Here is an 18,337-nt window from a genome sequence, read left to right on the forward strand (position 1 = left end):
TCGTGAACTTGACCAATCAAAAAAATGTATTTTTGGAAGTTGAAGACGACATAGGAACCATTTATATCAACCGTCCTGAAAAAAGGAATGCACTAACATATGATATGTGGCTGGATTTGGCTGACTTGGTGGATGCATGCAATTCAAATCCCGAAATCAAAGTAATCATCTTCCGAAGTACAACGGGAAAAGCTTTTTCTGCAGGGGCTGACATTGGAGAGTTTAAAACCATGCGCTACACGGCAGAGGGAGCGGAAAAGTATAATGACGCAACGATGGTACTCGAAGAAAAAATTGCCCAATCCATTAAGCCGAGCATAGCCATGATTTCAGGCTTCTGTGTTGGCGGCGGCTGTGAAATAGCGGTTGCCTGCGACTTTCGCTTTTCCGACTCAACAGGCCGTTTTGGCATTACTCCAGCCAAGCTTGGCCTGATTTACAATACACCCGGAACTAAAAACCTTGTTGATTTGGTGGGGCCATCCAATGCGAAGGATATTTTATTTACCGGCAGAATCATCAATGCGGAAGAAGCGATGCAAATGGGGCTCATTAACCGAATGATTGAGCCAGTACAATTGGAACAGGAAACCTATGAATTTGCACGGCTTATTTGCCAAAACGCCCAAATGGCAGTAAGGGGATCAAAGACTATCATTAACAAGGTATTACATGGAGATGTGAAAGACTCAGAAGAAACGGCAGAGCTAGTTCTGCAGTCATTTGTTTCAGATGACTACCGTGAGGGAGTCTCAGCCTTTTTGGAAAAAAGGAAGCCGAACTTCAATTATCGCTGATTCTTTTCAATGGGCAGGAATTAACTTTCGCGCAACGAAGATAAAGGTTATGAAAACGTTCATTCACTTCAAGGTATGGAATATAAACCGATTTAATTTTAAGAAGGTACTTAGGGATTTTTAATTTATTAAAGATTGGCCTAAGGCAGGGTTCTTTTTACTATCTTGACGTGGGATGGTTGCGGATGTTCACCTTATCTAACAATCAAATTACTCCTAAGTGGTTGAATCAATCAGCATATCATACAAGTTTCGAAGCCCCCTGGCTTAAGCGCTTATAAAACTTAGGAGGAGTTAGTGAATGGGTATTGAACTAATTGCAATTTTAATTCTGTTGCTAATGTTCATTCTTGGATCGGTACTGCCAATCAATATTGGTCTATTAGGAATTGTGGCTGCGTATTTTGTTGGCTCAGTTATGAACGGCATGGAACTGGATACCATCTTCGGCGGCTATCCTGGGGATTTATTCATACTCCTTGCAGGTGTTACCTACTTTTTCGGAATTGTCCAAAAAAACGGGACCATTGATTTGATAATCACTTGGGGTTTGCGCCTGGTAAGAGGCAATGTGGCATTGATTCCGTGGGTCATGTTTTTTCTGGCAGCCCTCTTGGCCAGTATCGGTACACAGGTTACCACGGTTGCTATTATCCTTGCACCAATCGCCCTCCGTATTGCGGCTCAACTAACTATTAACCCTATTTTAATGGGGACTATAGTAGTAACAGGTGCAACAGCCGGAGGATTTTCACCGGTTAACCTTTTTGGCCTGATCGTTGATGGAGTAATGAAAACAAGCGGAGTCGAGCACAATCCTGTCCTCTTATATATCAATACTTTATTCTTTTGTGTCCTCACTGCCATTATCTTGTTCATTGTATTTGGGGGCCTAAGGCTAATAAGGGCTCAGCAAGCCTCCAAAGCTTTTGTTGCAGCTGCAGCTGAAGCAACGGAAGGTCCGGACATTGGCAACCAGGACCAAGATGGTACGAAATTAACCTTTTACCGGGGAGTTACGCTGGTAGGGATTGGCATGCTTCTAGTCTTAGCCATTAAATTCGAAATTCATATGGGCATTGCGGCATTCATGATAGCATTGGTTCTAGCTTTGCTTTCACCAAAACAGCAGCCGGAAGTGTTAAAATCTGTGCCATGGCCGGTTATCTTCATGGTAACTGGAATTGTAACCTATGTTAATGTGCTCGAAGAAGTTGGTGCCATGGCTTACATGCAGGATCTGATTGCCAGCGTCAACAACTCAGTAACTGCTTCCCTGCTTGCCTCCTATGTAGGAGGGATTATTTCAGCCTTCGCTTCAACAACGGGATTCCTCGCGGCGATTATCCCGCTGGTTACGCCTATACTGGAAGATCCTACCATATCGTCAGCAGGTGTAGTGGCTGCTATTTCTATGGCTTCAAGCATCGTTGATTTAAGTCCATTTTCAACAAGCGGGGCTGTTCTTCTGGCAAATGCACAGGGAATGAAGGAACGAGAATTTTTCCTCAAGCTCCTTATGTGTGCAGCCTGTTTTGTAGTACTCGGTCCTGGGCTTGCATGGCTATTGTTTGTAGTAATTGGCATGCCTTGGATGTAGATAGAGATACAAGGAAATCAAACATAAAGGTATCCAGTCCGAATTTTTTGTAAGCGCTTAATATAGAATAAATTTGAAAAGAAACCAGGGGTACCTTAGTACCTCTTCTATCACTAAAGGAGGTCACTATCTTCCATATTATAGTTCCGAGGAACCGGAAAAGTAACTAAATTGAAAGACAGAAATGGGGAATGGAAGAATGATATATGAATTGGACGGCAAGAAACCAATACTCGGCGACAGTGTTTTTTTGGCTCCAGGTACACATGTAATAGGCAATGTTGAATTAGGTTCGGATGTATCCATCTGGTTCAATACTGTAATTAGAGGTGACAACGATTTAATTAAAATTGACAGCGGGACCAATGTCCAGGAAGGATCAATGATTCACGTGGATGAAGGGTACCCGGTGACAATTGGAAAGAATGTGACCATTGGCCATAACTGCATTATCCATGGCTGTACAATAGAAGACGGGGCTTTGATTGGGATGGGGGCGATCATTTTAAATGGAGCACTTATCAAGAAGGGGGCAGTTGTTGCCGCGGGTGCGGTCGTAGGGGAAAATAAAGTAATTGAAGAAGGCATGCTGGCTGCAGGTGTACCTGCCAAGCCTTTAAAATCAGTCAGCAAAGAATTGCAGAACCGATTGCTTGAGGGAGCAGCCCATTATCAGGAAAATGGGAAACGGTTCCGAGAAGCCGGTATTGTTTCCGAGGATATAGGAATCCTTGATAAGACTGTTCGGTCGTAGCGACTGGTAATATAAAAGGGTGGTGCATAAAGCCGAATATTTTTTCAGCTTTAAGCAACAGCCTTTTTATATTGTCAAAAATAAAGTATACTGAAAATAATGACTATTCATTTAACTGGAGAGGATAAAATGAGCCTAATCAACGAAGAAACCGTCATATCCCTTAAGAACATCGTTTGGCACCGTAGCGGCAAGGATATATTGAAAAACATTTCCTGGGATGTACAAAAAGGAGAACACTGGGCTTTATTAGGACTGAATGGATCTGGAAAGACGTCCATTTTAAAAATGATCACCGGCTACCAGTGGCCGAATGGCGGGGAAGTTTCCGTCCTTGGAAAGGTCTTCGGAAAAACCAATATCCCCGAGCTCCGCAAATCAATTGGCTGGGTTAGTTCTTCCCTTGATGACCAATACCAATCACGACCTGGGGACACAGCCTTTGAGGTAGTTCTAAGCGGGAAATTTGCTTCAATCGGATTATATGAAGAAATCACGGAAAAAGATGCAGCCAAGGCCATGGAATTGATGCGCCAGTTTAGGATCAGCCATCTCGCGGACCAGTTAATTATGTCTCTCTCCCAGGGAGAAAGAAGGAGGGCGATGATTGCCAGGGCCCTGATGTCTTCACCGCGGCTCCTCATTTTGGACGAGCCCTGCAACGGACTTGATATCTATTCAAAAGAAGAATTGCTGGGCACCATTGAGGAGATGGTGGCGAAGCCTGGCGGACCAACGTTATTGTATGTAACACACCATATAGAGGAAATTGTCCCTTCGGTCTCGCACGCTCTATTGATTAAATCAGGAGAAGTAGTGGCACTGGGAGAAAAAGCATCCACATTGACAGAATCCCTGCTGGAACGAACTTTTAAAGTTCCCATTTCCCTTGATTGGGAGAATGGACGGCCATGGGTTCGGATAAAAGCCTATGCGGAAAAAAAGTAAAAAGTAGAAAAAGCCTTGCCAACCTGTTTGTGGTTCGCAAGGCTTTTGTTAAAACAGAAGGTCTTTTAGCGGTTTCCGCCGAAGAGATCAAACAAACCGCCGACGCCGCCTTCCCCTTTGGATGATCCGCCAGTTTGCGGGGCTGCAGCAAACACTCTGCTGGCAAGCCGGCTGAAAGGCAATGATTGGACCCATACCGTTCCCGGGCCTCTCAACGTGGCGAAAAACAGGCCTTCTCCTCCAAACAATGCTGTTTTTATCCCTTTAACCATTTCGATGTTGTAATCGACTTCCCGGGTCATCGCTACAAGACAGCCGGTATCCAAGCGAATGACTTCACCAGGCTCCAGCCTTTTTTCGTATAATGTCCCGCCTGCATGAACAAAAGCCATGCCGTCTCCCTCAAGCTTTTGCATAATGAAGCCTTCTCCGCCGAAGAATCCAGTACCGATTCGACGCTGAAATTCTATACCAACTGAAACGCCTTTGGCTGCTGCCAAAAACGCATCTTTTTGGCAAATGATCCTCCCCCCAAGCATGCTTAAATCCATCGGAATGATTTTTCCTGGATATGGAGATGCGAAGCTGACTCGTTTCTTGCCGCTCCGTTCATTTGTGAAGGTTGTCATGAACAGACTTTCTCCTGTCAGTACCCGCTTGCCCGCGCCAAGAAGCTTGCCGACAAGCCCGCTGTTCTGGTTGGATCCATCGCCAAAAACGGTTTCCATCTTAATGCCGTCATCCATCATCATCAGGCTGCCGGCTTCGGCGATAACCGTTTCGCCAGGATCAAGCTCCACCTGGACAAACTGCATATCGTCCCCAAACAATTCATAATCAATTTCATGGTTATTCATGGTATCATCTCCGCCCGGATTTTTTTCTATCACTTTTATGTACGGAAAAGAATGGAAAAGGTTTCAGCTGTCGTTGTCCAAGAAAAAAATAAATAAAAAAGAGCCCATTGCCAGCTGCCCTTTTGCCGGAAAACGGCAAATTAAAGCATGCTGCCTGTAATCGGCTCTTTTTAACTTTCAATAATCCATCGACAATGCCTTCTGTGCGAGCTGGAGATCATTCTGCAATAATTGCCCCAAATTATAGGAAGGATAGAGTCCATTTTTATACATATACCTAAAAATTCTTTCATGTGCTTTCACCGCTCTTGATAGGTGGCTGGCCATCACTGTCCTGACGGCAGGTGTGGCTGTTTCGGTTATGGCAACAGCATAATTGCGGACAGAGGTTTTCAGGAATGCAAGAAGGTCGGCGGCATAAAAGGCAATATCATTATTCATTTGTTCGTTCCTGGGCAGGCTTACTGGTGCGGAAGGATAGAATTGCACAAGTTCATTGATGTTCTGTGTAAGCCCCTGGATGGTTGATTCATAGATTCCCCTTAATTCCACATCAGCAATTTTTCGATAGCTCATTTTTAGTTTCATTAATCCGACCGACTGAAAGGCAACGAGCTCATGGATTTCAAGGGTTTCATGCCAGGCTAGTGTATTCGGTTCCCTTAACGACATATCAGCACTCCCATTTCTTTTTTTTCGTCAGATTATCGTATTCGGCAAGGAAGAAATGGTTAATTGTCCTCCATTAATAAACGGCAAGCCAAAGTGCCTGCCGCCGGATGTTTACCGTGATTGTTGCCTGGCTTCCTAGCCCTTTCCGTTTATCGACCTTAATATCTGTGTTCGCATGCTGCCCTGGACAATATCTTTCAGGAAAAAGTCGCCTATCAGTTTAATGTATTCTTCATCATCAAACATCTTTTTGTCCTGAAGTTCCATTTCCGCCAACCCATCATAGGTAGACAGCAGAGCGTATGTATGGTCCTGTCCGGTGACAGGTGAAAGTAATTCGACTTTGTGGTCATACTGTTCATTACGGAATTTTTGCAGTTTGCCCAAGTTCTCCAGCGCTTCTTTAAAGCTATCCTGTTTAATTTCAAATGTTTGGTATACATAGATTGTCATAAAAGCACTCCTCAAAGTAATGAACCCATTGTTTACCAATAGAATGGTCATCCGCAGCAGGATTTATTCCTGATGGTAAAATCATTGAACCAGTGCCCACGACCCAGGCGTGCCAAAATCCATTTTTTATTCCCTTCTCGAGACGTGCCGAATTTACCGGACCAATTGGTGCAGCCAACGTTATTCCCAATACAATATAACTGGCCAACAACTGAACGCTGATGTTCACCTTTCCCACTCCCAACGGCTGCTAGGCTTATACATTTTATGTCCAAGCCATGGGATTTAGCACTTAGGGGTCAGGCACCCTTTAGCAAGCTAAAGGGTGCCTGACCCCTTCTTTAACTTTAATAGAAAATTATGAGAAGAAGGATCAATCCAAGCAGGCTGGCAGCGGAGGGAACGAAGTATAATGTCTTGCTTCCGCCTTTCACATGGGCTGTGATTCCCATCTTCAGAAAAACAATGAACAAAAGCAAAGCGAGGACAATCAGGATTTCTACCATGAAGGGTTCCTCCTTTTAAAATTTTGCTATTAACAGCATGGCATGATAGAAGCACATTTTCTAAAAAGATAGTCGTGAGCCTTTCCTGCTTGTACCACTGCCGAATATGATGCAGTGTAATAAGAATTAATAGAGAAAAGGAGGGAGAATAAATGGGTAACTACAGAGACCGTGATTTTGTTGCAGGCGCTTCAGATGTTTATCATCCGAGGCGTTCAAATGTAGCTGGGGCACGTGACCGCAGGAGGAATGACAACGACGTGGCTGGAATCTTCGATGACGATTTCAGAGTTCCAGTCAGAGCCTTTATTGAAAGTGATGATTTCTGCCGTGCTGTACGACGCTGCCTGAGACGCGACCTTGTTGCAGGTGCACGTGATGATCGTAACGACCGAAATGATCGAGATGACCACAGGCGTAGGTGCAGCTGCAGAAGGTAAAGCCCATTCCGCAACCTGCCATGAGCCTCCACAGATTTCCCGGAGACAGTAAAACTGTCTGCCGGGTTTTTTAATATATGCTTCATATACGTCCGTTATGAAAAATTCTGTCACAATGCCATGCCTTGCCTTTCAAAAAATTAGCTGCGACTATTGCCTGCGGGCGTGCCCGGAAAAGGCATTGACATTGAACAACGGATTACCCGAGTTAAATGGCCGCTGTACAGGATGCGGGGTTTGCACTGCGATCTGCATTTCCGATTACAAAGGATTTTGGGTAGATTTCCCGTCATGAGCAAAATTCTATTGGAAAAGATAAAACCGCCCATTCTTGACAAAATTTCACAATTATGTTAGATTTATTGTAGCCTATTGTGATAGTCGCAATTACTAGAGTATCGGCAATTGGCCAATTTTAACAGTGCTAGTTCTAGCCAATCTAGGAGGATTTTTTTAATGAAAAACGGTAAGGTTAAATGGTTCAACGCGGAAAAAGGTTTCGGGTTCATTGAAGGTGAAGATGGAAACGATGTTTTCGTCCATTTCTCTGCCATCCAATCTGAAGGCTTCAAGTCTTTGGAAGAAGGACAGGAAGTTTCCTTTGAAGTTATTGAAGGAGCTCGTGGACCTCAGGCTTCAAACGTAGTCAAACTATAATAAAAAATGATTCAGCCCAGCCGCGATGGCTGGGCTTTTTATATGTTCAGCGTGAGAGGATATTCGGATTGTTTCCTGATTTTGAGGAAGGGCGAACCTAATGTTTGTTTGATATAATAATAGGAAAACATCAGGTACATATTTGCCGGAGGGGGAAACCATGAAATTTATACACACAGGAGACTGGCATCTTGGAAAGCTGGTGCATGGTATTTATATGACGGAGGAGCAGCGGGTCATCCTCAATCAGTTTATAGACCTGGTTGCAGAGGAACAGCCGGATGCCGTTATCATAGCTGGTGACCTTTATGACCGGTCAGTACCGCCAACAGATGCGGTCGACTTGCTGGATGAAGTATTATTCAAAATCAATGTGGAGCTTAATACGCCGATAGTGGCTATAGCGGGCAACCATGATAGTGCGGAGCGGCTGTCATTTGGCAGCTCGTGGTATCGCCACAGCCATTTTTACCTGAATGGTAAACTTGCAAGAGATTGCCGTCCAATTGATATAAACGGTGTCCATTTCCATCTTGTTCCTTATGCTGAACCGGGATTTGTCCGCCATATGTTTGACGATTCTTCCATTCATACCCATCAGGATGCCATGAAAACAGTGATTGGCAGAATAGAAGAGAGCATGGATCACAATGTGCCGAATGTTATGGTTGGACATGCCTTTGTTTTGGGAGGAGAAACCTGCGAATCCGAAAGGACACTGTCCGTTGGCGGATCCGACTGCGTAAGTTCAGAACTGTTTGCTCCCTTCGCTTATACGGCTTTGGGCCATCTGCATAGCCCCGATGCCATCCGACACGATAAAATCAAATACTCGGGCTCCTTGATGAAGTATTCCTTTTCAGAGGCAAAACAGAGAAAAGCCGTTTCCATTATCGAAATGCAGGATTCAGGGGACTTTGAAATCAGGCAGCGCACGCTAAAGCCTAGGCAGGATATGAGGGAAGTGGAAGGTTATCTGGAGCAGCTTTTGGATCCGCAATTTTATACAAAACAAAAAACGGATGATTTCCTGAAAGTGACACTATTGGATGAGGGGGCACTCATTGATCCGATTGGGAAGCTGAGGCAGGTGTATCCTCATGTTCTCCATCTTGATAGAAAGATAGAATCAATCGACCAGAAAAACCTCCGCCAGTTTTCATCTTATAGGGAAGAAAAGAAATCAGAGATCGAACTGTTTGAACAATTTTACCGCGAAATGACCACCGCCGACTTTTCCCAGGAAAAAAGGGACCTCATGGCTGGAATTATTGATAAGGTTCTTAGGGAGGAGGGCTGATATGAAACCATTGAAATTAACGCTTCAGGCTTTCGGGCCATATGCTGGGACCGAAACGATTGATTTTACCATTCTTGGGAATCGTACGATGTTTGTGGTTTCAGGAAAGACAGGTTCGGGAAAGACCACCATTTTTGATGGTATTTCCTATGCGATTTATGGAAAGGCAAGCGGCGAGGACCGGAGTGGTTCCGACTTGCGCAGCCAATTCGCCAGAGAAGACCTGCCTACAGAAGTAAGCCTGGAATTCGCTCTACGCCAAAAAACGTACAAAATTACCAGGTCGCCGCAGCAGGAAAAGAAAAAGGAAAGAGGCGACGGGTTTACAACAGTCAATGCTAAGGCCGAATTATACCAATTTGGTCCTGATGGTGAACCGCAGCTTTTGGCAGCGAATGTACGGGATGTGGATGAGAAAATCAAGGAGATCATGATTATCGACAGCAACCAGTTCAGGCAAATCCTCATGATCCCGCAAGGTGAATTCCGGAAACTGCTGACCTCGGACAGCAAGGATAAAGAAGTGATCCTGCAGCGCCTGTTTCACACAGAGATTTATAAACGGATTGAAGAAAAGCTCAAGGAAGAGTCCGCTGAACTGCAAAAGCATTTAAAAGCCCGTATGGATGAACGCCATTCCATTTTGCAAAAAGCCCATGTATTTGAAAGTGATGAACTTAAGGAGTTTTTGGAAAACGGCAGTACCAATGATGTTCTAATGATTCCTCTTATTATGGGGGAAATTGCCGCGATGGAAACCAGGCTTTCAATATTGATGAACGAACGTGCCAGGAAGCAGGAGGAACGGGACAAGCTGCAGCAAAAACTGTTTGAAGCAGAGGCTCTCCTCAGCCAGCTCGAGGGCAAGGAGAAGCTGCAGGCCAGAAAAGAGGAGCTCGAAAGCCAAAAAACACTGTATGAAGCAAGGGAGAAAGAAAGTACAGAGGCCAAAAAGGCTGCCCTTCTTGAAAGCCAGGAACAAATCTGCCATAGGCTTAAGCAGGATATGGACCGGCTGGATGATTTGCTGAAAAATCTATCGGAGAAGATCAGTCATCTAAACGAGGAATTCACACAGTGTGAAGCAGAGCTTGAAAAACAGTTGAGCCGGGAGTCTGAAAGAAAGCAGGCTGCCGAGGAGGTAAGCCGACTTGAGCATATCAAGGATGATGTGCTGGCTTATGCCGGGCTGAAACTGGAAGCTGAAAAGCTGGCAGGGACAATGGAAGCCGCACGGAAAGAAAAAGAACAAAATGAACTTGCTGAAGAGAACGCGGATAAAGAGCTAAGGAAGCTGCAGACCGAAAAAGAAGGATTGGAAACGACGCAGATTGCCATTCTTGAAGGGGAGAGGAAGCAAGAAAAGCTTGAGGTACAGCATGAACAGCTTAAGAAGCTTGAAACCTTCCTTGAAAGGATGAAGCGAGGGCGCCAGGAAGTTGAAAAGCGCCGGGAAGCCCTTTCCAAAGCGGAGGCAAGATTTTTGGACGCCAAAGAATTGGTGCAAAAGCTTGAGCAAACATGGCTTCATTCCCAGGCAGCCATACTGGCAGGCACACTTGAACATGGAGAGGCATGTCCCGTATGCGGGGCTCACAGCCATCCAAGTCCGGCTGCCAGCCGGGAAGGGTTTCTTCCGTCACAGGAGGATTTAAAGTCTGCAAGGGAACAGGCCGCACAGCTGGAGGAAGAAAGAGCGAAGGCAGATAAAATCCTCATTGAGGGGGAAACAGCGTTAAGGACCATCATCGATAACGCCGAAGAGCTTGAGGCCCAACTCCAAAAGAGTAAGCCGGGATTTTCAGCGGCGATTCTCCAAGATCATCTTGCAGCTTTGGAAGCGGAGCAGGCCAGCCTGATTTTGGAGCAGCGAGAGCACAAGAACAGGGCAAAGAGAGCCGCTGTGATAAAAGAGGAGATCGTCAAATTTGAGAAGATCAAAACGGAGCTGCAAGAGAACAAGAAGAAGCTTGACGATCGGATTCAGAAGCTGACCGTCGAATACACGCAAAAACGGACCATGGTTGAGAGGATGACGGCAAGCATACCGGAGAACCTCAGATCCAGGCAGGCTTTTGAGCAGAAGTATGCATTGTCTGTTAGCCGGCAGGAAGAACTTTTGCGCCAGCTTGAATTTGCCCAGAAACAGCACCAGGCTTCCAAAGAAAAATTAGGACAGGAAAAAACGCGGCTGGAGATAGCTGAAAAAAATCGCGCGGAAAAGTCGGAGGATCTGTCAAGGGAACGCGAACGTTTTAAATCGTCTATGATGAGGCAAGGGTTCGAAACCTATTCACAGTACCATCAGGCAAAAAGGCCGGAAGGGAAAATCGATGAACTTGAGAATGCTGTACGCTTATACAGAGAAGAACTAAGGTCGGTTTCCGACCGCCTGGAAGAATTGTCTAACACCTTAAAAGATGTGCAAAAACCCGACGTGGACAGTCTCAAGCAGGCATTACAGGTACTTGAAGGTGATTTGCAAACGGCCCAGGAAGAGTACCAGCAGCTTTTTATCATGAAGCGGGACAATGAGCTGGTCGTTTCCAGCGTTGAGGCCATAAATTCAAGCATAAAAGACCTGGAGAAACGCTATGAGCTGATTGGGCATCTCCATGAGATGTCCAAGGGACAGAACAGATTCCGGCTTACTTTTGAACGCTATGTCCTTGCTGCCTTCCTGGATGATATCCTTGCCGAGGCGAATGCAAGACTCGCAAAAATGACAAGCAGCCGTTATCAGCTCCGGCGCAAAAAAGACCGGTCCAAAGGAAATGTGCAGAGCGGGCTGGAGCTGCTTGTATATGACCAGTACACCGGCCAGGAGAGGCATGTCAAGACCCTTTCTGGCGGAGAAAGCTTTAAGGCGGCCTTATCATTAGCGCTTGGCCTGGCAGATGTGGTACAGAATTATGCCGGCGGAGTATCTCTTGAGACAATGTTTATCGATGAAGGCTTTGGCACCCTTGATCCGGAATCGCTTGATCAGGCAATCGAAACTTTGATCGATATCCAAAGCAGCGGGCGTCTTGTTGGAATCATTTCCCATGTTCCGGAACTGAAGGAGAGGATTGATGCCAGGCTTGAGGTTGTGGCCACCCAGACGGGAAGCAAGGCGGAATTCATTTTTTTAAACCGCTGATTGACTGGCGGGAGATTGACTGACAGGACGAATGGAGGCTGATTCAATGACAAGGAAAAAGCTCGGAATAGATGCGGGAGGTTCGTTGATCAAAATCGTGATTGAAGAAGGCGGCCGCTTCCATTACAAATGGTATCCAATTGGGCAGCTGAAACAGTCCGCGGCCTGGATGGCTATCGCGGCTCAGGGGGCAAAGGTTTCCTTGACAGGAGGAAAGGCTCTTTTTATTCGTCAGCACTATTTCCCGGAGGCCGAAATCGTCCCGGAATTCACCGCTGTATGCTCAGGTGCTGCATTTTTGCTTAAGCAGTCAGGAGAAACGGCGTTGGAAAAATACCTGATTGCAAATATTGGTACAGGCACCTCTTGGTATTTAGTTGATGCCCAACAGCATCAGCGCGTGCTTGGCAGCGGCCTTGGCGGTGGAACGTTCATGGGACTGGCCAATTTGCTTGCGGGCCAAAAGGAATTTTCGGAGTATGTCACCCTCGCGTCTTCAGGGAACAAGGGAAAGGTGGATCTGCTGGTGCAAGACATTTATGAAGAAGCCCCGCCTATTGACGGAAGTTTAACAGCCAGCAATTTTGCCAAGGCGGCATACAGCAACGGACATTCTTATAGGGACAGGCTGGCAGCGGCAATCAATATGCTTGCTGAGAACCTCGTCCTCCTCAGCAAGCAGACTGCGGCAATCCACCAGACGGATGATATTGTATATATAGGCAGCACCCTAACCGGCAATCAGCCTTTACAGGCAGGATTGGAGCTGTATTCCAGCATGCTTGGCCTTCATCCGCATACTCTCCGGAACGGGGAGTACAGCGGGGCCCTTGGGGCAATTTTGTCCACATAATGAACCTTGAACTTGAAGGGGTATTCAAGGTACAGTAGTACTCGAAGAGATAAAGAAGAGGGTGTCGATCTTGAGCAAAAGGTATTTTACAATTGGGATGGCTGGTCATATCGACCATGGAAAAACTTCGCTTACGAAAGCATTGACGAATGTTGATACAGACCGGCTAAAGGAAGAAAAAGAGAGGCAGATTTCCATTGAATTGGGGTTTGCTCCATTATATGAGGATGAAGAAATTCAAATATCGGTTATAGATGTTCCAGGTCATGAACGCTTTATCCGCCAAATGATTGCCGGAGTTGCCGGAATTGACCTGGTCGTTCTGGTCGTTGCTGCAGATGAGGGTGTCATGCCTCAGACAAGAGAGCATCTTGATATTCTGGGGTTCCTTGGCATTAAGGCCGGCATTATCGCCATAACCAAGATTGACCGTGTCGAGGAAGAATTTATCGACCTAGTGAAGGATGATATCCTTAGTGAACTAAAGGGAACGGTGTTCGAAGATTCTCCGTTTATGATGGTAGATTCCCTTTCCAGTAAAGGGATTGAAGAGTTGAAGAATTTGATCATTGAAAAGCTGAAACAGCAAGAATTCCGTGATTCCCGCGGAGCCTTTCGCCTGCCGGTCGACCAGGTGTTTACGGTCAAAGGACAGGGAACAGTGGTCAGGGGAACTGTTTATGAGGGGAAAGTCGAAGAAGGCCAGTTCCTTAAAGTTATGCCGAAGGGGATTGAAGTCAGAGCAAGGCAGCTGCAGGTTCATCACCAGCCCTCTCAAGCGGCATTTGCCGGACAGAGGGCAGCAATCAACCTTTCAGGGGTTTCAAGGGAGGATATTGAACGGGGTGATGTCCTTGTATCTTCAGAGCATTTTATCGTAACAAGGACAATAGATGTTGCCATCCGGGTAGTCGAGGATCTTGAACACCTTGTCAAACAAAGGACGCCGATCAAATGCCATATTGGCACAGCAGAAGTTATGGGCCGAATTGTCTTTTTTGACCGCAATGACGTAAAGGACGACAGTGATGAAATTCTTTGCCAGCTGCGGCTGGATGAGGAAATTGTCACGAAACGGGGCGACCGGTTCATCATTCGCAGGCCCAGCCCGCAAGAGACGATTGGCGGCGGCTGGGTAATTGACCCGAGGGGGAACAAGTATCGGTTCGGCGAAAAAACGATAGCCGAGCTCGAGAAAAAGAAGGTCGGAACCCCATCGGAACGGGTAGCCGCTGCTCTATACGAGGCGAAAAGCCTGACTCTGGCAGAACTGATCAAAAGGACGGCTCTTGACGAAGGAACTCTGATTTCGACACTCAAGTCGGATGAGTTTTTGCACTTCAGTGGAAAAGAGTATACATTAAAGAAGCTGGCGGAGGCAATCGAAGATGATATCACCGATCGTCTTGAGGATTACCACCGGATACATCCCTTGAGGCAGGGGTTAAACAAAGCGGAACTCATTCAGGGGCTGGAGAAATCCTTCCCAAGGAATCTGCTGGACTTTGTAATAGAAAACGGGATAAAGAATAAGATATTCAGCAGAAAAGAACAGTATGTAAAAGCTGCCGGATTTACGCCACACGTCCCTAAAAACTGGGAGAAGCGAATAGAAAATTTAATAGCCGAGTTAAGGAAAGATGGCTTGAAGGTTCGGTATTTGGATGACTATATCAAAAGTACGGGCATTCCCGATAACCTTTCAATAGAATTGAAAAGGTTCCTTGAAGAACAGGGGATCATTATGCCGCTTGATAACCAATATTATTGGCACAAGGTGAATTTTGATGACGCTGTTTCAAAGCTTAAGGAATGTACATCGGCTGAATTCGAAGTTGGCGATGCGAAGCAAGCGGTCGACTTGTCGAGGAAATACATGATTCCCTTTTTGGAAAAGCTGGATTCACTTGGGCTTACAAAGCGTGTGGAAAATAAACGAATTTGGCGTATATAAAGGAACAGCGGACACTATTGTCCGCTGTTTTTATATGGAAAAAGAGGGCTGACATATATTGAAGCTTGTTATAATCAAGATGACAGTAAAAAAGCCTCCGGGTACGGAGGCTGTCAGGTTTTAATGCTTTTCTGCGTAACTGGCAAACACTTCATGCTTGTTGTCGCAGAATTTAATATCGACATCTGTTTCATCAAAAAACCAGGTATCATTTGATTCAACATAAAAGGTTATTCCGTTGATTTCCTGTTTGGTAGCTGCAATGTTTGGGTTCTCCAATGAGAAAGCGAGGCTGTAGCCTTTATTCTTTTCGCCAAAACCGGCATATTGTGGATAAAGACGGATGAAAAACGGTTTTTGGGTCTGGAACTCAGCTTCAAACCATTTGTATGCATTTTGATCGATTGTAATCATATTGTTGCACCATCCTTTCGTTAGCTATATTGTAATCTACCATGATCATCAGGCGCTGTGCTTCTTATCACAGCAAAAGGAGCTGTCATGAAAGCGTCATATTTCTTTTATCTTTAAAGGCTTGAAAGAAGCGGGTCAATCTCTGTCAGGGCAAGATGGCTTCCTTTTTTCGCATGGCTTCTGGTATATAGACGCAGAATGGCTCACTTTTCATGTAATCTCCTGTAACGGCATATGTTCTGGAACGAGAGCCGCCGCATACGTGGCGGAATTCGCAAATTCCGCATTTGCCTTTGTAGTGATCTGGCTGGCGAAGGTCCCTGAATACCTTTGCTTCACGGTAGATTTCCGCAAGCGGCCTTTCGCGCACATTTCCGCCTACAATTGGCAATAGTCCGCTAGGCATGACATCACCAATATGAGAGACAAAGGCAAATCCGTTTCCGTCATTCACTCCTTTTGGCGCACGTTTCAGGCCGTCGATCACCGATGCCATATCCTTCGTCAGTGTGTCCTCATATCGGATCTCGTTCTTGTCCACTTTTTGTTCCCTGGCTTTTTGCTGGAAAACGACGCGGCGATAATGCTGTGCAGCCGTGGTTTTGATATCAAACGGCGCTGTCTTGCTCAATTCATAAAGCCAGCGGAATACTTTTTCATGCTCAGCAGGAGTAAGGCAGTCATCCATCTGTCCCCGTCCGGTCGGAACCAATAAAAAGATGTACCACATAACAGCTTTCATATCGGTAACAAGTTTAACCATCTCTTCAAGATGGTCATAGTTATAGCGGGAGATAACAGTATTGATTTGGAGCGGCATATTCAGTTGATTAAGATAATCGATTTTCTCCAGCGTGAGATCGAATGCTCCAGGAGTACCGCGAAAATGATCATGGATGGCTGCATTGGGACCATCAATGCTGAACCCCCAGCGGGAAAGCCCGACTTCTTTTGCCCTTGCCATTTTCTCAATCGTCACATTGGGAGTGGCACTAGGGGTCATGGAGACCCTCATCCCTTTCTTGACAGCATAATCGGCAAGCTCAAAGAGATCCTCACGCAGCATGCAATCCCCGCCAGTAAACACAAGCATAGGGTTTCCCATATCATAAATCTGGTCTATCAGGTCCAGGCCTTCTTCATGAGTCAACTCGCGGGGATCCGGCTTTACCTGGGCATCGGCGCGGCAATGTACACACTTAAGCTCGCAAGCCCTGGTCACTTCCCAAATAACGATGTAAGGATTGTGATTAAAATTGATAATCCCTGGGTGCATTCCCTTTTTTTCGTCCATCCCTTTTCCAAGTCCATGTCCGTGCATCTTCATCACCAAACTTTTCGTAATTTTACTGGCTTTAAACAGTCAGCCTTGAAAAGAGTCCATTCTTTTCATTCATAACCCAATTATAAATTTTATGCATTCCTATACCCGGGAGGATTGTTACAATTACATGGAGGGAATGTTACAAAAAATCTAACAGAGCATGAAATTTACTGACATCCTATCATTTTTTTTCCTCCTTTAAACTGGTTATGGAGGAAAAAAGAATGCTTTTTAACCAAATTATGTATTACAAAACATTAAGCTTTTATTTCAGAAATGTTACACATACTTTCCATCTTATGAAAAAAAAGAGCCAAAACCCTATATATACCAAGGGATTTGGCTCTTTTTACCTAGGAAGTGAGAATGTTGAATGTGGAAAATCCTGGACAACTAACCATTTTTTATGGGTACAAAACATGTAAAGGAAACTTTAGTATAATCTTGTGATTAAATTTAAGGGAGATGCAATAATGAAAAAACAGCTAGTGACGATGGCAGCGACAGCAGGACTTTTGTTTACATCTTTAGGATCAGCGAGTGCCGCCGTGCATACTGTTAAATCTGGAGATACTTTATGGGGACTTTCAAACACGTATAATGTAACAGTAAATAACTTAAAGACTTGGAATCAATTATCTTCTTCTACTATCTATGTCAATCAAAAACTGACAGTAGCTGCACCTCAGGCAAATGCACAGGCAAGCACAGCTTCTGAAAGCACTTCAAGTGCTACTTATGTTGTGAAGTCAGGCGATACTTTATGGGGAATTTCAAGAAACTACAACATGTCGATCAGCCAGCTTAAAAGCTTGAATGGCTTATCATCCGACGTAATCCATCCCGGCCAGACATTGCGTGTATCAGGCTCTGTTACCGTTGCAGCAGCCCAGGCTTCTGCTCCTGCATCCAGTAGTACAAGCACTTACCGTGTAGTAAGCGGGGACACTCTTTCTGGAATTGCAGTTCGCCATAATGTATCGGTTTCACAATTAAAATCACTAAACAACCTTACATCCGATCTGATTCTTGTTGGACAAGTTCTCAAGGTTTCCGGTACAGCAACAACTGCAACAGCAAAAGCTGCAGCACCTGCTCCAGCAACTGTGACAACGGCTTCCGCGACAAGCAGCTCGGCAAAAGTAAATGCTCTCGTAACAGAGGCTAAAAAGTATATCGGTGTTCCTTATGTATGGGGAGGAAGCACACCATCTGGTTTCGATTGCAGCGGCTATCTGCAATACGTATACAACAAGGTGGGCATTTCCATCCCGCGGACTGTTGCAACAATCTGGTCTGCAACCAAATCTGTTTCAGCTCCAAGAGTGGGCGATATGGTTTTCTTTGAAACATATACTTCCGGCCCATCTCATGCAGGGATTTATCTTGGCGACAACAAGTTCATCCATGCAGGATCTTCACGAGGCGTTGAAATCAGCGATATGAACAATTCCTACTGGAAGCCTCGCTATCTTGGAAGCAGAACCACATTTTAATAGACTATAACCAAATCTGCTAACCTATAAACCTCCTATTTGGAGGTTTTTTCATTTTTTTTAAAATTTTCATTTAAGTTCTTTAAATAGAATTGGAAAATAAAAGGGGATATTTAGGGGAACGAGAATAGATATAAAAGGGGTGACACATACAGAAGGAAAAGGGGGAA

General features: G+C 45.2%; 16 protein-coding genes and 1 pseudogene. 10 read left to right on the forward strand and 7 right to left on the reverse strand.

The window, feature by feature from the left end; translation table 11 throughout:
- Positions 1 to 2 precede the first annotated feature (2 nt).
- From WQ57_RS07680 to WQ57_RS07695, 4 genes are all read left to right on the forward strand, one after another.
- On the forward strand, positions 3 to 797 hold the full coding sequence (locus tag WQ57_RS07680; protein ID WP_241481500.1) for an enoyl-CoA hydratase-related protein: 795 nt from the start codon (positions 3 to 5) through the stop codon (positions 795 to 797).
- 301 nt (positions 798 to 1,098) lie between these two features.
- Positions 1,099 to 2,397, forward strand: coding sequence for an SLC13 family permease (locus WQ57_RS07685; RefSeq protein ID WP_046523171.1), 1,299 nt, complete (start codon positions 1,099 to 1,101; stop codon positions 2,395 to 2,397).
- A gap of 199 nt (positions 2,398 to 2,596) precedes the next feature.
- Positions 2,597 to 3,151 carry a gamma carbonic anhydrase family protein gene (locus tag WQ57_RS07690; protein WP_046523172.1) on the forward strand — a complete coding sequence of 185 codons (555 nt, stop codon included), beginning with the start codon at positions 2,597 to 2,599 and terminating at the stop codon, positions 3,149 to 3,151.
- A 129-nt stretch (positions 3,152 to 3,280) separates the two neighbouring features.
- On the forward strand, positions 3,281 to 4,099 hold the full coding sequence (locus WQ57_RS07695; protein WP_046523173.1) for an ABC transporter ATP-binding protein: 819 nt from the start codon (positions 3,281 to 3,283) through the stop codon (positions 4,097 to 4,099).
- 65 nt (positions 4,100 to 4,164) lie between these two features.
- On the opposite strand, the gene WQ57_RS07700 is transcribed toward WQ57_RS07695, so the two are convergent.
- The 5 genes and pseudogenes from WQ57_RS07700 to WQ57_RS26560 form a co-directional block, all read right to left on the reverse strand.
- Positions 4,165 to 4,956 carry a TIGR00266 family protein gene (locus tag WQ57_RS07700; protein ID WP_046523174.1) on the reverse strand — a complete coding sequence of 264 codons (792 nt, stop codon included), beginning with the start codon at positions 4,954 to 4,956 and terminating at the stop codon, positions 4,165 to 4,167.
- A 177-nt stretch (positions 4,957 to 5,133) separates the two neighbouring features.
- The gene (locus WQ57_RS07705) at positions 5,134 to 5,628 is read right to left on the reverse strand and encodes a spore coat protein (protein WP_046523175.1); all 495 of its coding nucleotides are present in this window, start codon (positions 5,626 to 5,628) and stop codon (positions 5,134 to 5,136) included.
- 135 nt (positions 5,629 to 5,763) lie between these two features.
- A complete protein-coding gene (locus tag WQ57_RS07710; RefSeq protein ID WP_046523176.1) occupies positions 5,764 to 6,081 on the reverse strand; it encodes a hypothetical protein in 318 nt (105 codons plus the stop codon).
- An 82-nt stretch (positions 6,082 to 6,163) separates the two neighbouring features.
- A pseudogene (locus tag WQ57_RS26140) lies at positions 6,164 to 6,304 on the reverse strand (amino acid transporter); the annotation flags it as partial.
- A gap of 124 nt (positions 6,305 to 6,428) precedes the next feature.
- Positions 6,429 to 6,587: a hypothetical protein gene (locus WQ57_RS26560; protein ID WP_156183083.1), complete on the reverse strand. Its 159-nt coding sequence runs from the start codon at positions 6,585 to 6,587 to the stop codon at positions 6,429 to 6,431.
- Positions 6,588 to 7,483: 896 nt separating this feature from the next.
- On the opposite strand from WQ57_RS26560, the gene cspD reads away from it, so the two are divergent.
- The 5 genes from cspD to selB all read left to right on the forward strand — a co-directional run bounded on the left by cspD (position 7,484) and on the right by selB (position 14,933).
- The gene (gene cspD, locus WQ57_RS07725; protein ID WP_046523179.1) at positions 7,484 to 7,684 is read left to right on the forward strand and encodes a cold-shock protein CspD; all 201 of its coding nucleotides are present in this window, start codon (positions 7,484 to 7,486) and stop codon (positions 7,682 to 7,684) included.
- A gap of 160 nt (positions 7,685 to 7,844) precedes the next feature.
- Positions 7,845 to 8,984, forward strand: coding sequence for an exonuclease SbcCD subunit D (locus WQ57_RS07730; RefSeq protein ID WP_046523180.1), 1,140 nt, complete (start codon positions 7,845 to 7,847; stop codon positions 8,982 to 8,984).
- Position 8,985: 1 nt separating this feature from the next.
- Positions 8,986 to 12,126, forward strand: a complete 3,141-nt coding sequence (locus WQ57_RS07735) for an AAA family ATPase (protein WP_046523181.1) — start codon at positions 8,986 to 8,988, stop codon at positions 12,124 to 12,126.
- A 46-nt stretch (positions 12,127 to 12,172) separates the two neighbouring features.
- Positions 12,173 to 12,979: a pantothenate kinase gene (locus WQ57_RS07740; RefSeq protein WP_046523182.1), complete on the forward strand. Its 807-nt coding sequence runs from the start codon at positions 12,173 to 12,175 to the stop codon at positions 12,977 to 12,979.
- Positions 12,980 to 13,049: 70 nt separating this feature from the next.
- On the forward strand, positions 13,050 to 14,933 hold the full coding sequence (gene selB / locus WQ57_RS07745) for a selenocysteine-specific translation elongation factor (protein WP_084820209.1): 1,884 nt from the start codon (positions 13,050 to 13,052) through the stop codon (positions 14,931 to 14,933).
- A gap of 120 nt (positions 14,934 to 15,053) precedes the next feature.
- Here selB and WQ57_RS07750 read toward each other — a convergent pair whose 3' ends face one another.
- Together WQ57_RS07750 and WQ57_RS07755 are read right to left on the reverse strand one after the other, a co-directional pair.
- A complete protein-coding gene (locus WQ57_RS07750) occupies positions 15,054 to 15,347 on the reverse strand; it encodes a HesB/YadR/YfhF family protein (RefSeq protein ID WP_046523183.1) in 294 nt (97 codons plus the stop codon).
- 145 nt (positions 15,348 to 15,492) lie between these two features.
- Positions 15,493 to 16,623, reverse strand: a complete 1,131-nt coding sequence (locus WQ57_RS07755; RefSeq protein ID WP_420912388.1) for a TIGR04053 family radical SAM/SPASM domain-containing protein — start codon at positions 16,621 to 16,623, stop codon at positions 15,493 to 15,495.
- A gap of 521 nt (positions 16,624 to 17,144) precedes the next feature.
- On the opposite strand from WQ57_RS07755, the gene WQ57_RS07765 reads away from it, so the two are divergent.
- Entirely contained in the window at positions 17,145 to 18,167 is a 1,023-nt protein-coding gene (locus WQ57_RS07765) for a C40 family peptidase (protein ID WP_046523186.1), read from the forward strand.
- Positions 18,168 to 18,337: the final 170 nt, after the last annotated feature.

The sequence above is a fragment of the Mesobacillus campisalis genome (assembly GCF_000986785.1).
Taxonomy (GTDB): domain Bacteria; phylum Bacillota; class Bacilli; order Bacillales; family Cytobacillaceae; genus Mesobacillus_B; species Mesobacillus_B campisalis.